Source organism: Exiguobacterium profundum, assembly GCF_001909285.1.
In the GTDB taxonomy this organism is placed as follows: domain Bacteria; phylum Bacillota; class Bacilli; order Exiguobacteriales; family Exiguobacteriaceae; genus Exiguobacterium; species Exiguobacterium profundum.
On the sequence record NZ_MRSV01000001.1, the window covers coordinates 2,363,979 to 2,385,151 of the forward strand.

Sequence of the window (21,173 nt, forward strand, 5' to 3'; positions counted from 1 at the left end):
TCGCATAATTTTGTGTAGAAGACAACATGAGAAAAGGGGAGTCCATGATGAACCGCTACTTCGACTACGCCGCTACACACCCGATGACGCATGCAGCATTAGACCATTACGTAGCGATGGCCAAAAACGTTTATGGGAACCCATCATCACTCCATACCCAAGGTTATATGGCAGAAGATTATTTGACAGAAGCAAGACGCTTGATCAAACAGGCGCTCGGTCTTGATATGTTACGAGGAAAATTATTATTCACTGGGAGTGGATCGGAGAGCAATTACATCGCACTGACAAGTTTACGTAAACGGATGAAGGGCAAAGAAGTGATCACGTCTTGGCATGAACATGATTCGGTCGCCCTCTTACTTGAAGAGTGGGAACGGGAAGGAATAATCGTTCATCGGTTGAAACTGAAGGATGGGAAGTTTGATTTAGATGCATTCACACACCTACTCGACCGTGACATCGGGCTCGTCACGCTCCAGCATGTCAATTCCGACACAGGCTGGGTGTTACCGCTCCACCACATCCAATGCGTCTTGAAATATAAGAAAATCCTCTTCCATGTGGACGGGATCCAGGCACTTGGTAAAATCCCGATTTCTGTCGAAGGCATCGATGCCTATTCGTTCAGTGCCCACAAAGTAGGTGGACCGAAAGGAGTCGGCGCCCTCTACATGGAACGTTTGATTCCTCCCCCATACTATCCGGGGCATCATCAATACGGGATTCGTCCCGGAACGATTGACGTTCCTGGAATCAGTGCCTTTGCAAAAGCACTCGGAGAACGTCAGGAACAATTGACACGTTTTCAGAGAAATTTCATGGCGTTTCGTGCTATCTTGAAAGAGAAGACGTCAGCGCATGTCCATTGGCTCGAGTTTGATGAACAAAGTCCCGCCATTTTCTCCTTCGTCTCCCATCAACGCGACGGACAATGGTGGATGACCGAGCTCGACGATCTCGGGTTCCAAGTATCGGCTGGGTCGGCATGTCGAGCAGGTCAAAATGGACCAAATCGCATGCTCGAAGCACTCGGATATGAGACGAGCGCCTGTCATGGACTCGTCCGCATTTCCTTCGGCGCGCAAACGACCGCCGAAGACACATCGGCCCTCGCCGATGCCATCGTCATTTTAGCAAGGAGAGTCGAACATCATGAACAAACGTTTAGCCGGTGAAGAACGCCGTCGCACACTATTACAATTGATTGAATCGAGCAATGAGCCAATCACAGGATCTGAACTGGCAAGACATGTATCCGTCAGTCGTCAGGTCATCGTCCAAGACCTATCGTTGCTAAAAGCGAAAGGCCATCAAATCGTCGCGACCGCTCGTGGGTATGTCTACTTGCATGGAGACCTCACCCCCTCCACCTATTCGAAAAAGGTAGCCTGTCGTCATACGGCAGAAGAGATGGAGACAGAGATGAACGCCATCGTCGATGAAGGGGTCACCATCAAAGACGTCATCATCGACCATCCTGTATACGGGTCTATCACGGGACAACTCATGGTGAAGAGTCGCCGCGACGTCCGCGCCTTCCTCGAACGAGTGAAGACGCATGGGGCTTCCCCGCTCTCCCAGTTGACGGGTGGCTTCCATATCCATACGCTCGAATCAGACCATAAAGAGGCAATCGATGCTGCGGTAAAAGAATTGGACCGCCTCGGGATTCTCGTATCCGAATTAGATTGAAGAGACGTCACGAATATGTGACATCTCTTCTTTTTCTTTTCAGTCATGTCCGTTATACTGATGGATGGAACATCTTTCCTGAAATCATTTGAAAGGAGGGCTACGTTTTGAACGTCCTCGAGCATCTACTCGCCGTCTGTGGGGTCTTCAGCATTCCCATCGGTATCTTGGTTCAATTCATCCCGAACGAACTCGTTCTCGCATACGGAGGCTTCCTCGTCGACTCGCATGACGCGCCCTTCTTCCTGACGTTCCTACTGGCGTGGGTCTCCTTCACGCTCAGCCAAATCGGTCTGTACTGGATCGGTCGATATGGTGGGCGTCCCGTCGCGCTCAAACTGTATCGGTATTTTCGAATTCGGCAAGACAAGCAACTCCGGGCCGAGCGCTGGTTTGAGAAATACGGTGCATGGATCGTCTGTCTCAGCCTGTTTTGGCGTCAATTATTCGCCGTGAGCGCCGGGGTGATGCGTCTATCGTTCCGTAAGTTTTTGTCGGTGACGACCTTGATTTTCGCCGTCTGGTCATTCATCTTCATCCATGTCGGGATGATGCTTGGTAGCAACTGGCGCATGATCGGTCACTTCATGGACGATGTCATCCCCTTCTTGGCTCTTGCTGTCGGGATTATCCTCGTCGTTCGACATGTTCGTCAGCAACCAAAACGTGTGAAAGAATCAGCTTAACTGAAGCTGATTCTTTTTTGTTGGAAAGGGAAACGCTAATATCTGTCGAATAAGAACCATGTAAGCGAATCGCGGTCATATATATAGGACACCGCACAACGAAAAAGGAGGAATCATCATGTTCCATCGTCGTAAAACGTATACGATTCGACCTGAACGCCTGCAAGAATTCACCGACTTTTTCCATACATACATTTATCCGATCCAGGCGTCGCATGGCGCCCGCCTCGTCGGACGCTGGGTGACCGAAGACAAGTCCGAGGTCATGGCATTATGGGAATACCGGGACCGTGAACATTATGAGCAAGTCGAACGGGACTATCGGGGCAGCGCCTTACGACGGGAAGCGATGAAGAAGCGGGCCCGACTAGGCAAAGATTTGTATATCAAGTCGAGTGAAGAATTCATGATGCCGACCGGTCACTATACGCCACCCCGCACCATCGTTTCTGTGACGGCGTACATTACGAACGAAGCAGGTGAAGTTCTCCTCGTCAAAAATATGCATCGGAACGATTCGTTTGAAATGCCTGGCGGACAAGTGGAAGAACATGAGTCCATCGTGGATGCCATCCATCGTGAAGTACGCGAAGAGACCGGTGCGGAAATCAAAGTAGAAGGGATCACCGGGATTTATCAAAACGTGTCGTCCCGCGTCCTCTGTGTCACCTTCCGCGCCACTTATGTATCAGGTGACCTCAAACCGCAGGCTGGCGAGACACAGGAAGTTGGATTCTATAAAGTTGACGCAAGCAACGTCGGCGACTACATCAAACGAGAGCATTTCCAGATGCGCTTCCTCGATGCCATGGACCCGACCTATATGCCTTACGCCATTTATAAAGTACGACCATATGAACTGATTGAGCGCATTGAACGCCAATCCGTATGACGCAAAAAGGGATGATCCGCTATGTGCGAATCATCCCTTTTCTTTATGCTTCTTGCATGTCTTCTTGTTGAGATTGTCCAGTCTCCACTAACAGTTTCCGGACACGGCGTTTCTCCACATGGAGAACGGTGAACGTCATGTCTTGATACGTGACTTGTGCACCTTTCTCCGGGATGTCACCGAGCAATTCAACGAACCAACCGCCCATCGTGTTGGAATCGACGTCTGGTTCTGCAATCCCCATCTCTTCCGCGAATTCATCAACGTTCATGTCAGCCATACACTCATAGACCCCTTCACGGAGACGTCTGAGATAGACGACGGATTCGTCGTGCTCATCCCAGATGTCGCCGACGAGTTCTTCAAGCATGTCTTCTAACGTGATGAGACCCGCCGTGCCCCCAAATTCATCGAGGACGACAGCCATGTGAGATTGTTTTTGCTGGAGAATCGGAAGTAGTTCAATCAATTTCGTCTGCGGTGACACGTACGTGAGCGGTCGGATGAGCGAACGGACATCCGTCACTTCATCCTTCATCATCGAACGCAAGAAGTCACGTTCCGACAAGACACCGATGACGTTGTCAATCGAGTCTTTGTAGACCGGTAAACGCGAATGTCCACCACTGAAAATCGTGTCTTTGATTTCATCGAGCGAATCGTCGATGTCGACGGCCAGAATATCGATTCGTGGCGTCAGCACATCATCGACCGTAATATCGTTGAAGGCAAAGGCGCTATGGACGAGCTCTGCTTCCGTCTCTCCGAGCACACCTTCCTCTTCTCCCATATCGACGAGCACTTTCAACTCTTCTTCGGTGACGGATGGCTCCTTGTCTTTCATCCCGATCATCCGCAGCGTCAACTTCTTCAAGCCGGTGAAAATCATCGTCACCGGTTTGAGGACTTTGACGAGGAACACAAGGATTCCACTGATGAGAAGCGAATACTTCTCCGCAAACTCTTTCGCGAGCGATTTCGGTAAAATCTCACCGAAAATCAAGATGATGACCGTCGTCGCGAACGTTGACACGAGAAGACCGGTTCCCCCACTGAAAATAGATGTGGCGATGGCGGTCGACACCGTCGCCGAACCGATGTTGACGATGTTGTTCCCGACGAGAATCGTCGAGAGGGTATCATCAAAACGGTCGACGAGACTGAGGACACGTTTTGCGGCTTTATCACCATCTTCCGCCATCCGAATCATCCGGACCCGGTTCACACTCGAGAGCGCCGTTTCTGCCGATGAGAAAAACGCTGACAACATGACGAGAACTACATATAGAATTAAACTTGACGAGGGCACAGGGTCCACGTTAGCTTCACACTCCGTTTCTTCTTAACAAATAATTTTTTTATTCCACAAACTCGAATTCGAAGTCGAGGATTGCCACGACACTACCGTCCTCGGCACCCAACTTACGAAGATCGTCATCGACGCCCATTTGACGCATTTGACGAGCAAATCGTTTAATCGACTCATCATGGTCAAAGTTCGTCATCTTGAAGAGCTTCTCGATACGAGGTCCCGTGATCACGAAGCGATCGTATTCATCGATGTGGATTTGATAGCCTTTCTCTTCCTTCTCATAACGATACACGACACGAGGCGTCGCTGTCTTCTCTTCGAGCTCATCGAGTGGGAATTCTGGTGTCGTATCGACAAAGTTCGCCACTTCAATCAACAAGTTGCGAAGACCGTCTTGAGCGAGTGCTGAGATCGGGAAGACTTTGACATCGTCCCCTACCTTCTTCTTGAACTCTTCAAGATGTTCCGCTGCGTCCGGCATATCCATTTTGTTAGCCACGACGACTTGTGGACGCTCGAGGAGACGTAAGTTGTACGACTCGAGCTCACGGTTGATCGTCGTGTAGTCTTCGAACGGGTCGCGCCCTTCCATACCACTCATATCGATCATGTGAACGATAACTTTCGTCCGTTCGATATGGCGAAGGAACTGGTGACCGAGACCGACGCCTTGGCTCGCCCCTTCGATGAGACCTGGAAGGTCGGCCATGACGAAACTACGGTCGTCCGCTGTCTTGACGACACCGAGGTTCGGTGTGATCGTCGTGAAGTGGTACGCACCGATTTTCGGGCGTGCCGACGAGACGACAGAGAGAAGCGTTGACTTCCCGACAGACGGGAATCCGACGAGACCGACGTCTGCGAGGAGTTTCAACTCGAGACGCAACTCACGTTCTTGACCTGGTTCCCCGTTCTCCGCGATTTCCGGAGCCGGGTTGGCAGGCGTCGCAAAACGACAGTTCCCGCGACCACCACGACCGCCTTTGGCGATCGTCGCTTGTTGGCCGTGCTCGGTCAAGTCTGCGATGACGGTATCCGTCTCGGCATCGAACACAATCGTGCCAGGCGGGACTTTGACGATGAGCGGTTTCGCTTTACGTCCGTGCATCCCTTTTGACATCCCTTTTTCGCCATCGTGGGCGATAAACTTCTTCGAATAGCGGAAATCAACGAGCGTCCGCAATCCTTCCTCTACTTCAAAGATGACGTCCCCACCGTGACCACCGTCACCACCTGCAGGACCACCGTCTGGAACGTATTTCTCGCGACGGAAAGCGACCATCCCTTTTCCGCCGTCTCCAGCTTTTACAAAAATATTAACCTGATCGACAAACATTTATTTCCCCTCCTTTATGTGAAACGTAGTGGTATCTACGTTCTGTTCGTACACATCGGCTGATGCCTTCACATCGTCCGGGACAGCGCCCGTGACGCGAACCATCAGTCCGTCCGTGAACGTCACATGAATCGGCCCATCCGTGTTGTCTAACAAGCGGACAAGCATCTCTGCCACTCGCGCGTCATCGATGGCGAGTTGGTCGGTTGAAATCGTATACGTCATCCGTCCCTCCCAATTCGCTTGAATCACGACTAGGCTCGTCTGTGGCACGTTCAAACGAACGAGCGCACTCTCTTCATCGGCCTGTTTCCGATAGCGTTCGTAAAGTTCCTCGAGCTTAGTCGGATCGAGAGCCACATAGAGCGAGATCAATTGAAGCCGATTCATCCATTCGTGACGGACGGTCGATAAGAGCTCGAGTGTCTGTTCTGAATCCATTTGATCCTCTCCTAGAAAAAAAGACTCTAACCAAATAAGTGGCTAGAGTCTTCTGCGTCGTTCAACTTACGCGACTGGGTAAACGCTCACTTGTTTCTTGTCGCGACCAAGACGCTCATAGCGTACTACGCCGTCAACTTTCGCAAACAAAGTGTCGTCGCCACCACGGCCAACGTTTTCACCTGGGTGAATCTTTGTACCGCGTTGGCGGTAAAGGATTGATCCAGCTGAAACTGTTTGTCCGTCAGCGCGTTTTGCACCGAGACGTTTCGAAATTGAGTCACGACCGTTTTTAGTCGAACCAACTCCCTTTTTCGAAGCGAAGAACTGAAGGTTCAATTGTAACATGAGGTCCACCTCCTATTGTTCAATTTGGATATATTCACCGTAGCTTTGGGCGATCGTGTCTAACTGCACGAGCATCCCTTCTAATAACAGTTGGGTGCGTTCCATATCCTGCGGTGATAAGTCAGGATACGTCTCGACATAAAAGTAACCACCCTCTGTTTGATCTGCCATTTCTACAAGAAGCGATTGACCCGCAAGCGTTTCGACGGCGTTATAGGCACCAAAGATGATGGCTGAAACACCGGCGCACACCAAGTCAGAACCAGGTTCTGCAAAATTGGCATGACCAGTCACTTCGACGGAGCGAATCGACTTCGCCTCGTCTCGTCTTACCTTGACCCGAATCATAACTTACGCTTCGATTTTCTCGATGCGAACTTTCGTGTAAGGCTGACGGTGACCTTGCTTACGACGGTAGTTTTTCTTAGCTTTCATTTTGAAGACAGTGATCTTCTTAGCGCGACCGTGTTTTACCACAGTACCGACAACTTTAGCGCCTTCTACGAGTGGAGCGCCGACTTTAACATCGTCACCACCAACGAAAAGAACCTCACCGAATTCTACAGTACCTTCGACATCAGCATCGAGTTTTTCGATGTAGATCTCTTGACCTGCTTCAACTTTGATTTGCTTACCACCAGTTTTGATGATTGCGTACATATACGTGCACCTCCTTGTTAAACTCAGACTCGCCATCCTGGGCAGGGCAAAAACCTTTAAAAACCCGTTCTGTGCGGTTGTAGCCATTTGGGTGCTTCCAAACGAACTAACGTTATAGATAATACCATTCTCAATTAATCATTGTCAACGACGAGATAAGAAATTCTGACATTCTTCGGACGTCCCATAAAAGACGAACTCCGGCTCCCCTTCGACGAGGTGCACCTCAATGTCAAATCCGTGCCAAGAAGCGTCATGCCACTTATTAGGGAGTGAGAGCACGACCGCTTCGTATTGATCATTCAAATCAAGGAGCGACCGTTCAAACTGTGAGAAGATGGCCAATTTTGAAGGCTTGCCGGCATGAAACATCCGGTCTTGAATCGAGCGCCCGGTCCGTTCCCGTGACAGCTCGAACAGCCCCATCCGTGTGAAGCCGTACACTTCGACACGTCGTGGGTCACGCGCCCCGAGTTCTTTCATCTTTTTAAGGAGACGGGTCTGCCCTTCCTTTGAACCACGTAAGAAATCGATGATGACCATGCCGCCGATATTTCGCAGACGCAACTGCTCCATGATCGAATAGAGCGCGGCTTCATTGATGGTATCGGCCGCACGCCCCTTGTCTTTGACGGCGACATTTTTGCCACTATTCACGTCGATGACGGTCATCGTCTCGACTTGTTCGATCAAGACGAACGCCCCACCATCCAACCAGACGGCACGACTCTCCAGTTTCTCGATGGCTCCATCGAGACGTTTCGCTTCAGGCATCCGCCCTTTTCCGATATGACGTTTCACCGGGACATCCAATCGTTCGAGTCGCGTTTGCCCTTCTTTGTCATTCAACAGCACGGACTCGACTGCATGACGTCTCACGAATTGTTCGCATAGTAGCTCGTCTTGCCCGAACCGTTGCTCGATCACTATGGTCGAACGGTTACGCAATCGATTCAGTTCTTCCTGTAACGCTTCCTGGGCCACTCGTCCGGCTTCCGTCCGAAATAAGACCCCTTCCTCTTCCGTTAAGTCGAGCGCCTTTGAGAGGCGGTCCTGCGTGACGAGGTCGAGTTTCCGGCTGAACAGTTGACGACGTCCAAATGGGAAATACACAAGATATCGCCCACCGAATCGAATGTTCTCTGTCACTTTATGATGCTTGCCGTTGATTCCTTCTTTTGTCACTTGGACGAGTCGCTTTTCTCCGACGACTGCCGCTTGCCCGATGGCGGGCACTTCCGGATACGAGGCGAGCGCACGGAGCGTCTCTGCGATCGGGAGAAAGTATGTCGTCTCCCCATCCGTCAAAAAGGCTGCCCCGAGTGACGGGTGGATCCTTTCAATTGCGGCTTCGACGATGGTCCCGACAGACAGTTGGTCGACAAACCGTTCCTCGACTTCGAGTAATCGTTCGCCGTCCACGAGCATCGCCCGTTCGATGGAAGGTGTTCGTTCGTAGATTAGCTTCATCTGCATCACTCCTTTCGACAGAAAAAGGCAACTTCCGTTGCCTTTACGCTTTTTTCATTCCAAATTTCATCATGAGTCGTGCCCAGAAGCCGACCGGTGCCGTCTCCGTCTGAATCGACATGAGCGGGACCGATTCGCCAAGAATACGGCGCGTGATGTTCCGGTACGCCTGCCCGGCATAGTTATCCGGATTCATCGTGACCGGGACACCGCGGTTCGCGGCTGCGATGACTTCCTCATCGTCGATGACGACACCGAGTAAGTCGATCGACAGGATGCGCATGATGTCATCGATGTCGAGCATGTCGCCCGATTCGACGAGATGATTCTTGACTCGGTTGACAATCAGTTTAGGCGCATCGATATGTTCCGCTTGTTCGAGCATCCCGATGATTCGGTCTGCATCTTGAACCGCCGCCTTTTCAGGTGTCGTGACGACGATCGCCTCATCCGCACCGGCAATCGCGTTCATGAACCCTTGCTCGATTCCAGCAGGACAGTCAATCAAGACGAAATCATATTCCGTCTTCAACTGGTCAACGATTTCCTTCACTTGTTCAGGATTCACTGACGTCTTGTCTTTCGACTGTGCGGCCGGGAGTAAATACATCTCCTCGAAGCGTTTATCGCGGACGAGCGCCTGATTCAACTTACATTGACCCATGATGACATCGACAAGGTTATAAATGCTCCGGTTGTCGAGACCGAGAATGATATCGAGGTTACGCAACCCGATATCTGTATCGACGAGACAGACCGAGTGTCCAGACAAGGCGAGCCCCGTCCCGATGTTGGCGGTCGTCGTTGTCTTGCCGACGCCCCCTTTTCCTGATGTCACGACGATGGCTCTGCCGTTTTTAACTTCTTTTTCTGTATGTACAGGCTCCACTACTTGCTCCATTCCACTCACCCTCTCTGTAATTCCATTGCATATGCGTCTTTCAGACCTGTCATGACGTGGCGGAGACGTGTCATCTCAATCCCATCACTCGTCTGATACGCACAACCCATCTCAATCTCAGGAAGTTCTTCCTCGTCATCGGCTGTGAGTACATGTTCACCGATTGCTAAAAACTTCGGATGGAGCAGGCTCGCGGTAATGACCGCTTCTTCCCATCCTTCGACACCGGCGCGCACATTTCCTCGTATCGTCCCTAAACAATAAATACTTCCTGTCGCCCGGACCTCTGACCCGGGATTGATATCCCCGATCACGAGCACCGAACCGTCAAACGTCAACACTTGCCCACTCCGAATCGTCCCGCTGTGATAGTGGAATGTCTTTCTGCCGTACGTCGCTTTCGCTTCTTCTGTCAACATGACATCGCTCGACAAGTCTTCAATATAAAAAACGCCATGACGAGCGACGACCTCACGAATTTGACGTGACAGCTCCTCGTCAATATAACGAGTACCCGCGTGCAACTTCAGGGCAATCTTTCCGGACGGCGGCTCCATTTCTTGTAATGTCGCTTCTAAGTCCGTAAGCACCTCGTCGATGCCACTCTTCGGATTGAAGTGAATGGCAATGCCGTTGCGATGTCCTTTAATCGTAATGTGTCGTTTACGCTCCATCATGGCTACCCTCTTTTCGCAACAGGGCGTGTCGTCACATAACGCGTCATCGGATAATAAAGAATCACGATGGCGATGGCATTGACGAGCATCGTCCCTGGAATCTGTTCAACCAATAGTGTTTGAATCGTCATCAACGTCCCACCAATCGCCGCCATGATCCCGTAAATCGCAAAGGTGAAAACGAGAATCATAAACGTGAACGTAATGGTGACGGAGAAGAAGTTCTCACCTATATATTTTAACACGAAGCTGGCTAAGAGAGGAATGAGTGAAAAAGTAAATACATAGATTCCAATCAGGTCGGTGTAGACGATATCATACAGCAGTCCGAATACAAGCCCAAACCCGAGTGCCGTCTCCCATCGACCGTACAGACTGACAAACATCAACCCGATCAACGTCAACAAAAGAAACGGCGTGGCGTAGTGCCAAGAAAAAATCGATGCCCATGTTCCTTCAATAAGAAAAAGGAGGAACAGGGCGATGAACACTTTCATGTTACTCACCCGCTGCTCCTCCTTCCTCGGGACCCGTTAAAAACGGTTCGTCTAGTGTCCGATCAATCACGTACATTTGTGAGAACTCATTGAAGTCGGCCTCCGGTTTAATCCGGGCGACTTGTGAGACGCCATATTCATCCGTCTCGATCGATTCGATCGTACCGATGACGAGTCCAGCCGGATAACGTCCACCGAGTCCGGACGTCGATACGATTTCTCCTTCTTTCAGCTTGACGCTATTCGATACTTTCGTGAAGAACAATTCATTCGTCTCCGTGTCGAATCCGTCAACCGTCCCATACGTCGGTTTGCCGTCCGCATCTTTGACCACTGCCGAGACGTTGTTCGTCCGGTTGTTGTCGCTGAGCAGTTGAACTTGCGACGTATAGGCACTCGTCTGAATGACACGACCGACCATCCCGCTCGCTGCGGTCACGGCCATGCCCTTTTCAACGCCGCGTTCTGAACCGACGTTGATGGTGACGTAGCGTTGCCAATCGTTCGGTGTCCGACCGATGACCTCCGCCGGAATGAGGTCGAAGTCACGTAACGACTCGTCTCTTGCTTCGACCATCTTTCGAAGCTCCTCATTCTCACGGCGCAAATCATCCGCTTCAACCGATACCTCGGCGTACTTCGCCAAATGTTCTTTCAGCTGGCGGTTCTCTTCGTAGATATCGCGGACATCTGAGATGGACGAGACCGTTGAGTCCATCCACCCGATTGGTACCGCGAACACTCGCTGGAACGTGCCGACCACATCACGCGTGACATCTTGGTACCAGGCTGATTCCGATCGTCCTCGAATCGAAACACCTAAAATGACGAAAAACAAGATCAGTACAATTAGCGTGATGATGAGCTTTTTATTACGTACGAATCGGCTCATCGTGTCTCACCTCTCATCGACGTGACGAGATGCCTGATTTCGAACGGAGGACGTCCATCATTTCAAGAGATTTTCCAGTCCCGACCGCTACGCAGTCGAGTGGCTCATCCGCAACGAGTGTCGGGATGTGTGTCTCGTCTGAGATCACGTCGTCCAAGTTTTTGAGGAGGGCGCCGCCGCCAGTCAAGACGATTCCGCGGTCCATAACGTCAGCCGCAAGTTCTGGAGGAGTTTGCTCAAGCGTTTGCTTGACCCCTGCTAAAATCGCTTCGACTGTATCAGAAAGAGCTTCACACACTTCTGCAGACGTGACTTCGATTTGTTTTGGAAGTCCTGTTACGAGGTCGCGACCACGGATTTCCATCTTCTCCGCTTCGTTCGATGCATCAATGCGCGCCGAACCGACTTCCATTTTGAGCGTCTCAGATGTACGCTCCCCGATCATGAGGTTGTACTTGTTCTTGATGTAACGAATAATGGCATCATCCATTTCGTCACCACCGACACGAATCGATTGGCTTGTCACGATGCCGCCGAGTGAGATCACTGCGACTTCGGTCGTACCGCCACCGATATCGACGACCATCGAGCCAGTCGGTTCCCAAACTGGGAGGCCTGCACCGATTGCTGCCGCGAACGGTTCTTCGATTGTGTATGCTTCACGAGCGCCTGCTTGTTTCGCAGCGTCTTCCACGGCACGTTTTTCAACAGACGTGATACCGCTTGGGACACAAATCATGACGTTCGTCTTCGATGAGAACAAACCGCCTTTTGATTTTTGAGCTTGCTCCATGAAGTATTTGATCATCGTCGCTGTCGTTTCGAAGTCAGCGATGACGCCGTCTTTCATCGGACGACGTGCAGAGACGTTCCCCGGAGTACGTCCAATCATATCTTTGGCCTGGTTACCAACGGCCTCAATTCTACCTGTATCTGTGCGGAACGCCACGACGGACGGTTCACGAACAACAATTCCTTGACCCTTTACATAAACGAGCGTGTTAGCCGTTCCAAGGTCGATTCCGATCTCTCGGTTAAAACTACGAAACATAGGTGTTGCTCCTCTCTTCATTACACTATTTTTTATTATAACGGAAAAATCATGTTTGAAAACGTTCATTCGATTACAGGTTATTTACAATAACCGCATCTCAGTCCTGTCTCACCGTCTATTAGTTTGCCTTCTTTTCGGCAAAAAGGCAAATCAAAAAAGCAGACGCAAGTGAGCGTCTGCCTAAGGAGAGAACGGTTACAATCCCGGTTGGAGCGGAAGCAGTAACATCGCGCCGTAAAAGAATACCGAGAAAATCAACACCGGCCGAAAGAAGCGGGATGGCTTGAGTCGGGTCGCTCCTGCCAAAAAGCTCGATGTCGTCACGACGAAAATGTAAATTCCGATGTACATGAGTAGGAGGCGGACGAGTACCGTCCAGATGCCGAGTTGATCGAGTTCATTGAAAGAGAGCACGATCATACCGAGATAAGCGATGAGCGATAGAACCCCTACGCTGACACCGACGAGCGGCGAGACGCGGTCGAGCCAGTGGTCCTGATCGAACCGCATAAATAGCGCTGTGCTCACAAATAAAAACAGGATGAACACAACGATAGAGAAGATGGTTGGTTCTAGATGTATGTAACTCACAAAAAGCGATAATCCGACCATCAGTATCCAAATTATTTTTTCCATAAAAACACCTCATTTGTTTTCTAATCAACATCTTGATTCGATTAGAGAAAACTACTTTAATTGATCACATCACAACTTTTTCAGTGTGACGAGAATAGATTGTTGGATCAGATCATGCCGCTGTTCTTCGTTTAAACGGACATATAGACTCTTCAAGAATGTTTTCACATTATGGACGACGTACCAATATTTTTCCTCATCATCAAGATGTTGCTTACATCCTTCTAAGTGATGTGGAAGCTGCTCTACATAGCGATGAATGACTTCAGAATCCATCCCTCGTTCGAGTAAACGTAGGAGCAGATGGATGAGACGTTCGTCTTCATCATGCGCCAATACCTCAGAACGCATGATTTGATTGATAATGACGTGGAAGAGTTCCGGAAATGACGCTGGATCCAGTTTCGGATTTGCGATCAGTTCGTCCACCGCATCTGCCGCGTGGGCAATCGAATGGGCCCATCCCTTGCCATTCACATAACCTCTTGTATCTCTCTCGAGCTGAAGATATCGAATCAAACCTTCTGCTGCCTTCCGGAATTGGTCTTCTGTCAAAAAGTCCTCTTCAACGTCTCGATGCAGAATCAAAGCCATCAATAGAGTCGTGAAAGCTCTCGTGAAGACAGCGTCCGACTGCGTTTCCTCAATTCTATGAAACAAAAGAGCATGCAAGGACGTCTCAAGGAGTTCACTCATCTTGTCGAAATCGATGTCTTTTTGTTCGATGATGAGGCGAAAGAACATCGTGTATATGAGTCGATCACGGAGTTCGCCGTCCGGTGACCCGATATGCTGAACCATGCTGGTGAGAATGGCTTCTTTGTTTTTTTCGTAATACGTCAAATCCCCATCTTTCATCATCTGAAGGGCTTCTTTTAATTCGTTTTCCGACAGTACATTCATATGCGTACACTGCTCTTCTCAATTTGATTCATCATCTACTCTTTAGCCAAATGACAGTTTAAATAGCGCTGTTCATTCAGACCTTTCATTCGGATGTTGTGATGATTCTTCTTCTCCGGAATAGATCATCCACAAACTCAACATCAAACAAATCAATCCGCCCAGACCAGTCGTGATCAAAGACAATTGCTCACTAAAAAAGGATTTACTGACTGCTAAGAAAAGAAGAAACCCCCATCCGATCACATTCCATATCGTAATACGCGACAAATTAGACACCTCCCGTGCGCAAAGTAATTCATAATCATTTCTGCTCTCTTCGAATTTTACATCTCCACTTATCATTTTCCAACTATATCCAAAATTTAATGAGGTACCAGTTCTCTCGTAAACACAAAAAAGCAGACATCACGATGCCTGCTCTCTACTCCTTACCCATTCATATATCCCCGCTGCTTCATGCTGACGTAATGGTCTTCCCCGATGATGACGTGGTCGAGACAAGCGATGCCGACGATATTGCCTGCTTCGACCAATCGTTCAGACACCTCGATGTCTTCCCGACTCGGGGTCGCGTCCCCGCTCGGATGATTGTGCACAGCGATAAAGCATGCCGCCGACAACTTGAGCGCCTCACGAAACACATCACGCGGGTGGACGATTGACGAGTTGAGCCCTCCGACGAAGAGTGTCTTCCGCGCAATCAGTTGGTTCTTCGTATTCAAATACAAACAGACGAAATGCTCCTGATTCAACAGTCTCAATTCATCTCGCAACAACTCATAGGCGTCTTGCGGTGAACGAATCGTCGGCATACTTACTTTCGGTTCCTCGACGTATCGAATCCCAATTGTGAACGCGGCGAGGAGTTGCTCTGCCTTCTTCTTCGTCATCCCTTCGATTTTGCACAAATCGTGTACGGACGCTTGCGACAACGCCCGTAACGTCGGGTAGACGTCCGAGATACGACGAGCCGTCTCCATCGGGTCCGGTCCCCGTCCTCCGATTTGAAGCAATCTGGCGATGGCGGTCTCTACACTACGGTCAAGCACCATGGTCATTCCTTCACCTACTTTCAAGTTCACAGGAAGCGAGGCGTCACCCCATGCTGGTCGAGCGTCTTGACGAGCGGATGGATCGGCAATCCAACGACATTATAAAAATCCCCTTCGATTCCTTCGACGAAGAGACCACCCGATCCTTGGATCCCATACGCACCCGCCTTATCGTAGGGCTCTGTCGAATCCAAATAATCCGCTAGCCAGGTTTCAGGAATCTCAGCGAACGTCACACGCGTCGTCGTGACGAACAAATCTTGGGACTTACCGATGATGCTCACACCCGTCAGCACTTCATGGGTCGAACCGGATAATCGTTCAAGCATCCGTTTCGCATCCTCCCGGTCTGTCGGTTTCTCTAAAATGATGCCGTTTAAGACGACGACCGTGTCCGCGCCGATGACGATGGCATCACGGTGATGCCTTGCTACGTCCATCGCTTTCTCACGTGCCAGACGAGCCACGTAATCACTCGGTGTCTCCCGACCGTCCGTCCCTTCCGTCAAGGTAGATGGGATGACCTCATGTTTGATTCCTGCTTTCGTCAATAGCTCGGTACGTCGCGGTGACATCGAGGCGAGAATGACACGCTTCTGTGTTGAATTCATTGTATCGACTCCTTCTCTTCTTCCAAAACGGCGTTCCTTCCCGTTTCGGTCTTCACTGTTGATTGTAGGCAACGTGCCTCCTAAACACAATTACCCGCGACGAAAAACACGCCCCTTCAATTGCGAAGGGACGTGCCGACTTATGGTGTCGTATAGTCGTATACCGGGATATCCTTTTGCTCAAACGCCGGTTCCGGAATGTATCGGTCTGGAACGAGTTGGTCGAGGTCCGGACGATAGAAGGCATCAAGCTCGACTGTAAACTCGAGCGACTGCACTTCTTCGACCGTATTCGGTCCCGTCTCGGCAGGTCCGGTAAATTGAACCGTCCGTAACACGTGAATCCGATTCATCGACTCGATCGACTCCAAGAAGGAGACGAGCGCTTCATACGTCTCTGCTTGCAAGTTGACCGTTGAACGGACCGTAGAAGCGTTGACAGGTGCAACGTCCGTTGGTTCAGCCGGTTCATTCGTCGCACTCACATCAGCCGGATTGAACGGCTCGACCGTTTCCGGCACTTCTGACTCAGCCACAACGCCATCCGCAAATGCGATACTTGTCACATTGACACCCGCAAGAAGACTTGCCTGCGACAACGCCTCAACGACCGTGTCGAGGGCAGGAACTGTTGGAACCCGTGTCTGAAGCGTCTGAGAGTCCGCTACATCAACGGCTTTTCCTTCTTGGCGCAATAACTCCAGTTTTGTTTGTTCGAGCGAGAGGTCGCGTTCAAGCGCTTCGACCTCTCCTTGTTTGACGTAATACGTATAGCCAAAGTAAGCCGGTGCGATGATTGCGGCAAGGAGGCAAATCGCAAATAACGCGTAGATTGTCGAACGTTTCATTGACTCACCACCTCCTCATCCGTGTCCTCTTCCTCTGTCAACTCGTCTTCCACGTCTTGGAACATGAACGTAAACTCTCCGATATAGCGTGGAAGCGGATCTTCTTCTAATGAGTTTTCCTCTTCTTCTGCATCCACATCCGCTTTCAACTCCGTCGTCACACCGAGGAGTTTGACGTCGAGGAACCGCTCATCGGTCATGAGCGAGCGCTGGAATGCGTTCAAGTCTTCTAACGTCTCGAATTGAGTTCGGACGCTCATGATGGAGCCATCCGCGTAGTTATACGTCAAGACGTAACCAGTAGGCGGCAACTGCTCAGTCAACGCGCGCAGTGCTGGGACCGCATCCTTTTCCATGTCGGTCAACGCCGTCACGGTTTGGTCGAGCGAGAGCACTTGTTGCGCTTTCGAATTCACTTGTTCGGTTTGGTAAATTTGAACGAGCTGTAACTCTTCTTCGATTCGCGTCTGTTCTGCTTTTAGTTGGTCGACCTCATAGTACAAGTATCCGGCCGCCCCTCCTCCGAGAAGAAGGGCGACGAGACCTGTCACGATCGGCCAACGGAGTGTCACGTCCGTCGAATTGATGAAGTTCGTGTCACGATCGCGCTGAAGCGTCGCCATCCCAAGGAGTGGCAACATTTGATGCGATAGAGGTGTCCCGTGAGCGATGGCGAGCGGTTGCTCGACACGCGTCACCGAGACGAGGGACTCAGCCTGAATCATACGGACGAGATCATCGACTTCCGGAACAGTTCCAGAGACGTATAACTCATCCATGGCCCGACCATCCGTCCGCAGCGAGTAACGATAGAAATCGAGGAAGCGAGCGAGTTCGTTCAACCAGTCATCCAACTGATTAGCCTTCATCTCATCTGTCCCATCATATGTATAGGTCACGACACCATCTTTCGTCCCGACTTGGTACGGGAGGTCCAGTTCAATCGAGCGGATGAAACGGATCTGCCCTTCCTCAAGGACGAGCAATTGATGTGAAAACGGCGTGATATGCCAGAGTAATGTCGATTGAAGCGGATCAATCTCCGATAAACGTATGACCCCATTGGCGACCGCGACAGAACGTGGCGTGATCTTCTTCAACGCTAGACCACGCTTTTTCATGTACGCACGGAGCGACTTCGTCAATTCAATCGAAACGGCATGCAACATAACGTCCGTCTTGACCCCGTCTTCTCCTAACACTTCGTAGTCGAACGACACGTCATCGAACGGCAAGATGATCGAACTCCCGATTTCCATGAAGAGATAGCCACGAATCTCGTCCTTCGGAATCGAAGAAGGAATCTCGACTTTCCGTGACAACACTTCGGTCTCGTCCAATGCCACCGCACACGTCATCCCGCGTCGCACTTTCAACTTGCGACAGAGTTCATCGAAAACGAGACTGAACGCCGTCTCATCGAGAATCTTCCCTTCTCCATACGCATCTTTTGCTAACTGAACCGAGGCGCTTCGCTTGAACACCCCTTGTTTGATGACGGCCCCGTGGATGCTGAGCGCATCAAACGAAAAATACGTGACCGTCCCTTTCTCTATCCCACGACTCATAATCGTTTCCCCCTACATCAACTCAAAATACCAATCAAAAAAACTTTCACTAAACCAAAACGTCAACATCGTCCCGAGCGCAATCGACGGGACAAACGGAATCGGTTGCTTTCGCCCTATTTTTTTTGTGATCATCAACCCGATCCCGACAATTGCCCCAATCAAACTCGATAGAAACAAGGCAACTAGCACGTCACGCGGACCGAGCACAAGACCAATCATAGTAAACAATTTGACGTCCCCTGCCCCAAGTCCCCCTTTTGACACGAAAAAGACGGTCGCTAGGAGCGAAAATCCGAGCAACGCCCCTACAAGTGGCGTCCACCAAGATGCCCCTGTCAGATAGGTGAGGAGGAGTAATACCGGTGCCGTGAATTGCAAGATGACATTCGGCACGAGCATCGTCGATAAATCAGACATCGCCAAAGCGAGTAAGGTCGACAAGAAAGCGAACGCGAGAAGCGTCGTCACACTAAATCCGTAGAGTGAAAAGCTATAACCATATCCAATGGCTCCAAGTAATTCAAAGATCGGATACGTCGGCGCGATCCGCTCGCCACACCCATGACATCTGCCTCTTAAGGCGAGATAGCCAAAAATCGGGATGAGTTCCCACGGTGACAATTCGTGACCGCAAGACGGACATTGTGACCGCGGCGTTACGATCGATTGCTGACGTGGCACGCGGAGCCCGACGACGTTGGTGAACGATGTGATGACCGCCCCGAGGACGATGCTATATAGGAATCCAATCGATTCAATCAAGGAAGGACCCTCCTTTTGTCAGTATATGCCAAAAATAGAAAACCGGCTAGGCTGAGCGAGTGCCCAGCGCCAGCCGGCATAAACAAATATTAGTTAACTGAGTCTTTCTTCAATCCACTACTTGCAACCGTGCCTGCATCCGTAGCTGCAGTTCCGATATCTTTAGCTCCATCAAGCCATACTTTATACGCATACTTATTGTCTGACCCTTTTGTGACATATACAACCCCGTTATTGTAGTTAGAACCGAACGGATCTTTCATTGTATCAATCATATTTTTAGCGTCGAGCTCACTAGTTCCTACGTCTCCGACAAATCGAATCACTGCTCCGTTACCGACTTCATTCGAAGCAACATACAACTTCGCCGCACTGACCATTTGCTTCGCATCGGCAACCATTGCATCTTTCTTCGAGTTCTCGATGATTCCACCAATCGCAACGACTGCGATGGCTGCGATAATTCCTAAAATAACGACGACGACGAGTAACTCGACAAGTGTGAGCCCACGCTCATCTTTTAACTGTTTGGCATCTTGCCAAATCATTTTCAACTTCTCTACCATAATTCATTCTCCCCTTTTACGTAATGTGCTGTGTGTAAACTAGATAAATTACTTTAGACCTAATATAGAAGTAGAACAATTTTACTATACCTTCTAAATATAGTATTGAAAAGGTATATTTTCAAAAGCTTGCATATTGCTTTACTGATTCTGAATATCACCATAGATTTGGAACATCGGGACGACGATCGAGATGACGATGACTCCGACGACACTTGCCAATACGACGATGAGAAGCGGCTCGATAATCGACTTCAAGCGGTCGGTTGTCGTCTCGACCTCCGTCTCATAAAACTCAGCGACTTCGTTCAACATCGAATCCAAATCTCCGCTTTCTTCCCCGACGGCGATCATCTGAGTCATGAGTGCCGGGAAGTTCGCATTTCGCATGAGCGGCTCGTGAAGCGGGACCCCTTGCGCCATCATGTCACGTGCCTCCGTCAGTCCTTTCCGGATGACGCGGTTCGATACGATACGTTCGGTGATTTCAATCGCCGTCAAAATCGGGACGGCCGCTTGTAGAAGGACCGCTAAACTTCGCGTTAGCAATGCAATCTGAGATTTCATCACAATCGTTCCGAAAATCGGCATCTTCAATAGCAAGCCATCGATGACGAACCGTTCCCGGTCCCGCTTCAACATCCAGGTGAAGGTGAGAACTCCAAGAATCGCGAGTCCGAGTAACAACCACCAGAAGGCCGCGATGAAATCGGAGACCGCGACGACAATGCGCGTGATGAGCGGAAGCTCACCGCCGAGTTGACCAAAGATGCTCGCAAACGTCGGGACGACGTTCACCATTAAAAAGGCGACAACGCCGATGGCGACGATGGAGACGACCAACGGATACGTGAGGGCAGAAATGACCTTCCGCTTCACATCATATTGTTTTTGAAGTTGGAGCCCGATTTGATCGAGCGCCTCCTCCAAGTTCCCGCTCGTCTCCCCGGCAAGTGCCATCGAACTAAAGAAGTTCGAAAAGACGCGTGGATGGTTTTTGATCGCCTCGGAATAGGCAATTCCTTCCTTCAAATCATCCTCGACTTGACTCAGTGCTTTCTTCAATACGTTCGACTCGGTCTGTACCCGTAAGATTGAAGTCGCACGAACAATAGGGACACCCGCCCGGATGAGCGTCGCGAACTGACGGACGTACATGATCAAGTGTTCGATTTTGACTCGTTCTGGCAGCAAGTTGACCTCTTTGTTCAGTCCGGTCGATTCGAGCTCGGCCAAGTCCGTTACGAGAATAGATTCTTGACGCAACTTTTCTTTCGCTTCCCGAAGCGAGACGGCCGTGACGCGACCTTTCTTACGCTTTCCGTTCAGGAGCTTTCCTTCATACTGAAATATCGCCATC

The 21,173-nt window shown here is 50.3% G+C and carries 25 protein-coding genes and 1 other annotated feature; of the genes, 4 read left to right on the forward strand and 21 right to left on the reverse strand.

What is annotated here, in order from left to right; genetic code table 11:
- Nucleotides 1–47: 47 nt before the first annotated feature.
- The 4 genes from BBB58_RS12210 to BBB58_RS12225 all read left to right on the forward strand — a co-directional run bounded on the left by BBB58_RS12210 (nucleotide 48) and on the right by BBB58_RS12225 (nucleotide 3,273).
- On the forward strand, nucleotides 48–1,178 hold the full coding sequence (locus BBB58_RS12210; RefSeq protein WP_074037481.1) for a cysteine desulfurase family protein: 1,131 nt from the start codon (nucleotides 48–50) through the stop codon (nucleotides 1,176–1,178).
- The gene (locus BBB58_RS12215) at nucleotides 1,156–1,695 is read left to right on the forward strand and encodes a transcription repressor NadR (protein WP_074037482.1); all 540 of its coding nucleotides are present in this window, start codon (nucleotides 1,156–1,158) and stop codon (nucleotides 1,693–1,695) included. Before BBB58_RS12210 ends, BBB58_RS12215 begins: the two co-directional genes overlap by 23 nt.
- Nucleotides 1,696–1,802: 107 nt before the next feature.
- The gene (locus tag BBB58_RS12220) at nucleotides 1,803–2,381 is read left to right on the forward strand and encodes a DedA family protein (protein WP_074037484.1); all 579 of its coding nucleotides are present in this window, start codon (nucleotides 1,803–1,805) and stop codon (nucleotides 2,379–2,381) included.
- A 118-nt stretch (nucleotides 2,382–2,499) separates the two neighbouring features.
- On the forward strand, nucleotides 2,500–3,273 hold the full coding sequence (locus BBB58_RS12225; RefSeq protein ID WP_074037485.1) for an NUDIX domain-containing protein: 774 nt from the start codon (nucleotides 2,500–2,502) through the stop codon (nucleotides 3,271–3,273).
- A 43-nt stretch (nucleotides 3,274–3,316) separates the two neighbouring features.
- Here BBB58_RS12225 and BBB58_RS12230 read toward each other — a convergent pair whose 3' ends face one another.
- From BBB58_RS12230 to BBB58_RS12335, 21 genes are all read right to left on the reverse strand, one after another.
- Nucleotides 3,317–4,591: a hemolysin family protein gene (locus BBB58_RS12230; RefSeq protein ID WP_015881158.1), complete on the reverse strand. Its 1,275-nt coding sequence runs from the start codon at nucleotides 4,589–4,591 to the stop codon at nucleotides 3,317–3,319.
- 40 nt (nucleotides 4,592–4,631) lie between these two features.
- Entirely contained in the window at nucleotides 4,632–5,921 is a 1,290-nt protein-coding gene (gene obgE, locus BBB58_RS12235; RefSeq protein ID WP_015881157.1) for a GTPase ObgE, read from the reverse strand.
- The gene (locus BBB58_RS12240; protein ID WP_074037487.1) at nucleotides 5,922–6,362 is read right to left on the reverse strand and encodes a Spo0B domain-containing protein; all 441 of its coding nucleotides are present in this window, start codon (nucleotides 6,360–6,362) and stop codon (nucleotides 5,922–5,924) included.
- A gap of 66 nt (nucleotides 6,363–6,428) precedes the next feature.
- Entirely contained in the window at nucleotides 6,429–6,710 is a 282-nt protein-coding gene (gene rpmA, locus BBB58_RS12245; RefSeq protein ID WP_015881155.1) for a 50S ribosomal protein L27, read from the reverse strand.
- Between the two features lie 12 nt (nucleotides 6,711–6,722).
- Nucleotides 6,723–7,058 carry a ribosomal-processing cysteine protease Prp gene (locus tag BBB58_RS12250; RefSeq protein WP_015881154.1) on the reverse strand — a complete coding sequence of 112 codons (336 nt, stop codon included), beginning with the start codon at nucleotides 7,056–7,058 and terminating at the stop codon, nucleotides 6,723–6,725.
- 3 nt (nucleotides 7,059–7,061) lie between these two features.
- A complete protein-coding gene (gene rplU / locus BBB58_RS12255) occupies nucleotides 7,062–7,370 on the reverse strand; it encodes a 50S ribosomal protein L21 (RefSeq protein WP_015881153.1) in 309 nt (102 codons plus the stop codon).
- 15 nt (nucleotides 7,371–7,385) lie between these two features.
- Nucleotides 7,386–7,459: a sequence feature (ribosomal protein L21 leader region), on the reverse strand.
- Between the two features lie 55 nt (nucleotides 7,460–7,514).
- Nucleotides 7,515–8,840 carry a ribonuclease E/G gene (locus BBB58_RS12260; protein WP_074037489.1) on the reverse strand — a complete coding sequence of 442 codons (1,326 nt, stop codon included), beginning with the start codon at nucleotides 8,838–8,840 and terminating at the stop codon, nucleotides 7,515–7,517.
- Nucleotides 8,841–8,883: 43 nt separating this feature from the next.
- Complete coding sequence (gene minD / locus BBB58_RS12265; protein ID WP_074037492.1) at nucleotides 8,884–9,741, reverse strand: septum site-determining protein MinD; 858 nt, start codon at nucleotides 9,739–9,741, stop codon at nucleotides 8,884–8,886.
- 5 nt (nucleotides 9,742–9,746) lie between these two features.
- Nucleotides 9,747–10,415, reverse strand: coding sequence for a septum site-determining protein MinC (locus tag BBB58_RS12270; RefSeq protein ID WP_230872790.1), 669 nt, complete (start codon nucleotides 10,413–10,415; stop codon nucleotides 9,747–9,749).
- Between the two features lie 5 nt (nucleotides 10,416–10,420).
- Nucleotides 10,421–10,915 (reverse strand): rod shape-determining protein MreD, encoded by a 495-nt coding sequence (mreD, locus tag BBB58_RS12275; protein WP_049759982.1) that lies wholly within the window; start codon nucleotides 10,913–10,915, stop codon nucleotides 10,421–10,423.
- 1 nt (nucleotide 10,916) lies between these two features.
- Entirely contained in the window at nucleotides 10,917–11,807 is an 891-nt protein-coding gene (mreC, locus tag BBB58_RS12280) for a rod shape-determining protein MreC (protein ID WP_047795500.1), read from the reverse strand.
- A 13-nt stretch (nucleotides 11,808–11,820) separates the two neighbouring features.
- A complete protein-coding gene (locus BBB58_RS12285; RefSeq protein ID WP_074037493.1) occupies nucleotides 11,821–12,858 on the reverse strand; it encodes a rod shape-determining protein in 1,038 nt (345 codons plus the stop codon).
- 198 nt (nucleotides 12,859–13,056) lie between these two features.
- Complete coding sequence (locus BBB58_RS12290) at nucleotides 13,057–13,497, reverse strand: hypothetical protein (protein WP_074037495.1); 441 nt, start codon at nucleotides 13,495–13,497, stop codon at nucleotides 13,057–13,059.
- Nucleotides 13,498–13,566: 69 nt separating this feature from the next.
- The gene (locus BBB58_RS12295) at nucleotides 13,567–14,400 is read right to left on the reverse strand and encodes a DUF2785 domain-containing protein (protein ID WP_074037497.1); all 834 of its coding nucleotides are present in this window, start codon (nucleotides 14,398–14,400) and stop codon (nucleotides 13,567–13,569) included.
- A gap of 431 nt (nucleotides 14,401–14,831) precedes the next feature.
- On the reverse strand, nucleotides 14,832–15,461 hold the full coding sequence (gene radC, locus BBB58_RS12305; RefSeq protein ID WP_074037954.1) for a RadC family protein: 630 nt from the start codon (nucleotides 15,459–15,461) through the stop codon (nucleotides 14,832–14,834).
- 20 nt (nucleotides 15,462–15,481) lie between these two features.
- Nucleotides 15,482–16,066, reverse strand: a complete 585-nt coding sequence (locus tag BBB58_RS12310) for a Maf family protein (protein WP_074037500.1) — start codon at nucleotides 16,064–16,066, stop codon at nucleotides 15,482–15,484.
- A 140-nt stretch (nucleotides 16,067–16,206) separates the two neighbouring features.
- Nucleotides 16,207–16,914: a hypothetical protein gene (locus BBB58_RS12315; RefSeq protein ID WP_074037502.1), complete on the reverse strand. Its 708-nt coding sequence runs from the start codon at nucleotides 16,912–16,914 to the stop codon at nucleotides 16,207–16,209.
- Nucleotides 16,911–18,482 carry a pilus assembly protein PilM gene (pilM, locus tag BBB58_RS12320; RefSeq protein WP_074037504.1) on the reverse strand — a complete coding sequence of 524 codons (1,572 nt, stop codon included), beginning with the start codon at nucleotides 18,480–18,482 and terminating at the stop codon, nucleotides 16,911–16,913. The genes BBB58_RS12315 and pilM overlap by 4 nt, the downstream gene beginning before the upstream one ends.
- A 12-nt stretch (nucleotides 18,483–18,494) precedes the next feature.
- The gene (locus BBB58_RS12325; RefSeq protein WP_074037505.1) at nucleotides 18,495–19,247 is read right to left on the reverse strand and encodes a prepilin peptidase; all 753 of its coding nucleotides are present in this window, start codon (nucleotides 19,245–19,247) and stop codon (nucleotides 18,495–18,497) included.
- A gap of 89 nt (nucleotides 19,248–19,336) precedes the next feature.
- Nucleotides 19,337–19,813, reverse strand: coding sequence for a prepilin-type N-terminal cleavage/methylation domain-containing protein (locus BBB58_RS12330; RefSeq protein ID WP_074037507.1), 477 nt, complete (start codon nucleotides 19,811–19,813; stop codon nucleotides 19,337–19,339).
- Nucleotides 19,814–19,954: 141 nt separating this feature from the next.
- Nucleotides 19,955–21,172 carry a type II secretion system F family protein gene (locus tag BBB58_RS12335; RefSeq protein ID WP_074037509.1) on the reverse strand — a complete coding sequence of 406 codons (1,218 nt, stop codon included), beginning with the start codon at nucleotides 21,170–21,172 and terminating at the stop codon, nucleotides 19,955–19,957.
- Between the last annotated feature and the right edge of the window lies 1 nt (nucleotide 21,173).

Excerpts from the sequence above, each read along its gene's own strand:
- mreD (WP_049759982.1), bottom strand. The coding sequence starts at position 10,915 with ATGAAAGTGTTCATCGCCCTGTTCCTCCTTTTTCTTATTGAAGGAACA.
- BBB58_RS12315 (WP_074037502.1), bottom strand. The coding sequence starts at position 16,914 with ATGAAACGTTCGACAATCTACGCGTTATTTGCGATTTGCCTCCTTGCC.
- rpmA (WP_015881155.1), bottom strand. The coding sequence starts at position 6,710 with ATGTTACAATTGAACCTTCAGTTCTTCGCTTCGAAAAAGGGAGTTGGT.
- obgE (WP_015881157.1), bottom strand. The coding sequence starts at position 5,921 with ATGTTTGTCGATCAGGTTAATATTTTTGTAAAAGCTGGAGACGGCGGA.
- mreC (WP_047795500.1), bottom strand. The coding sequence starts at position 11,807 with ATGAGCCGATTCGTACGTAATAAAAAGCTCATCATCACGCTAATTGTA.
- BBB58_RS12225 (WP_074037485.1), top strand. The coding sequence starts at position 2,500 with ATGTTCCATCGTCGTAAAACGTATACGATTCGACCTGAACGCCTGCAA.
- BBB58_RS12215 (WP_074037482.1), top strand. The coding sequence starts at position 1,156 with ATGAACAAACGTTTAGCCGGTGAAGAACGCCGTCGCACACTATTACAA.
- BBB58_RS12335 (WP_074037509.1), bottom strand. The coding sequence starts at position 21,172 with ATGGCGATATTTCAGTATGAAGGAAAGCTCCTGAACGGAAAGCGTAAG.
- pilM (WP_074037504.1), bottom strand. The coding sequence starts at position 18,482 with ATGAGTCGTGGGATAGAGAAAGGGACGGTCACGTATTTTTCGTTTGAT.
- BBB58_RS12250 (WP_015881154.1), bottom strand. The coding sequence starts at position 7,058 with ATGATTCGGGTCAAGGTAAGACGAGACGAGGCGAAGTCGATTCGCTCC.
- BBB58_RS12210 (WP_074037481.1), top strand. The coding sequence starts at position 48 with ATGAACCGCTACTTCGACTACGCCGCTACACACCCGATGACGCATGCA.
- BBB58_RS12260 (WP_074037489.1), bottom strand. The coding sequence starts at position 8,840 with ATGAAGCTAATCTACGAACGAACACCTTCCATCGAACGGGCGATGCTC.
- BBB58_RS12330 (WP_074037507.1), bottom strand. The coding sequence starts at position 19,813 with ATGGTAGAGAAGTTGAAAATGATTTGGCAAGATGCCAAACAGTTAAAA.
- BBB58_RS12310 (WP_074037500.1), bottom strand. The coding sequence starts at position 16,066 with ATGAATTCAACACAGAAGCGTGTCATTCTCGCCTCGATGTCACCGCGA.
- rplU (WP_015881153.1), bottom strand. The coding sequence starts at position 7,370 with ATGTACGCAATCATCAAAACTGGTGGTAAGCAAATCAAAGTTGAAGCA.
- BBB58_RS12285 (WP_074037493.1), bottom strand. The coding sequence starts at position 12,858 with ATGTTTCGTAGTTTTAACCGAGAGATCGGAATCGACCTTGGAACGGCT.
- BBB58_RS12270 (WP_230872790.1), bottom strand. The coding sequence starts at position 10,415 with ATGGAGCGTAAACGACACATTACGATTAAAGGACATCGCAACGGCATT.
- BBB58_RS12240 (WP_074037487.1), bottom strand. The coding sequence starts at position 6,362 with ATGGATTCAGAACAGACACTCGAGCTCTTATCGACCGTCCGTCACGAA.
- BBB58_RS12290 (WP_074037495.1), bottom strand. The coding sequence starts at position 13,497 with ATGGAAAAAATAATTTGGATACTGATGGTCGGATTATCGCTTTTTGTG.
- minD (WP_074037492.1), bottom strand. The coding sequence starts at position 9,741 with ATGGAGCAAGTAGTGGAGCCTGTACATACAGAAAAAGAAGTTAAAAAC.
- BBB58_RS12295 (WP_074037497.1), bottom strand. The coding sequence starts at position 14,400 with ATGAATGTACTGTCGGAAAACGAATTAAAAGAAGCCCTTCAGATGATG.
- radC (WP_074037954.1), bottom strand. The coding sequence starts at position 15,461 with ATGACCATGGTGCTTGACCGTAGTGTAGAGACCGCCATCGCCAGATTG.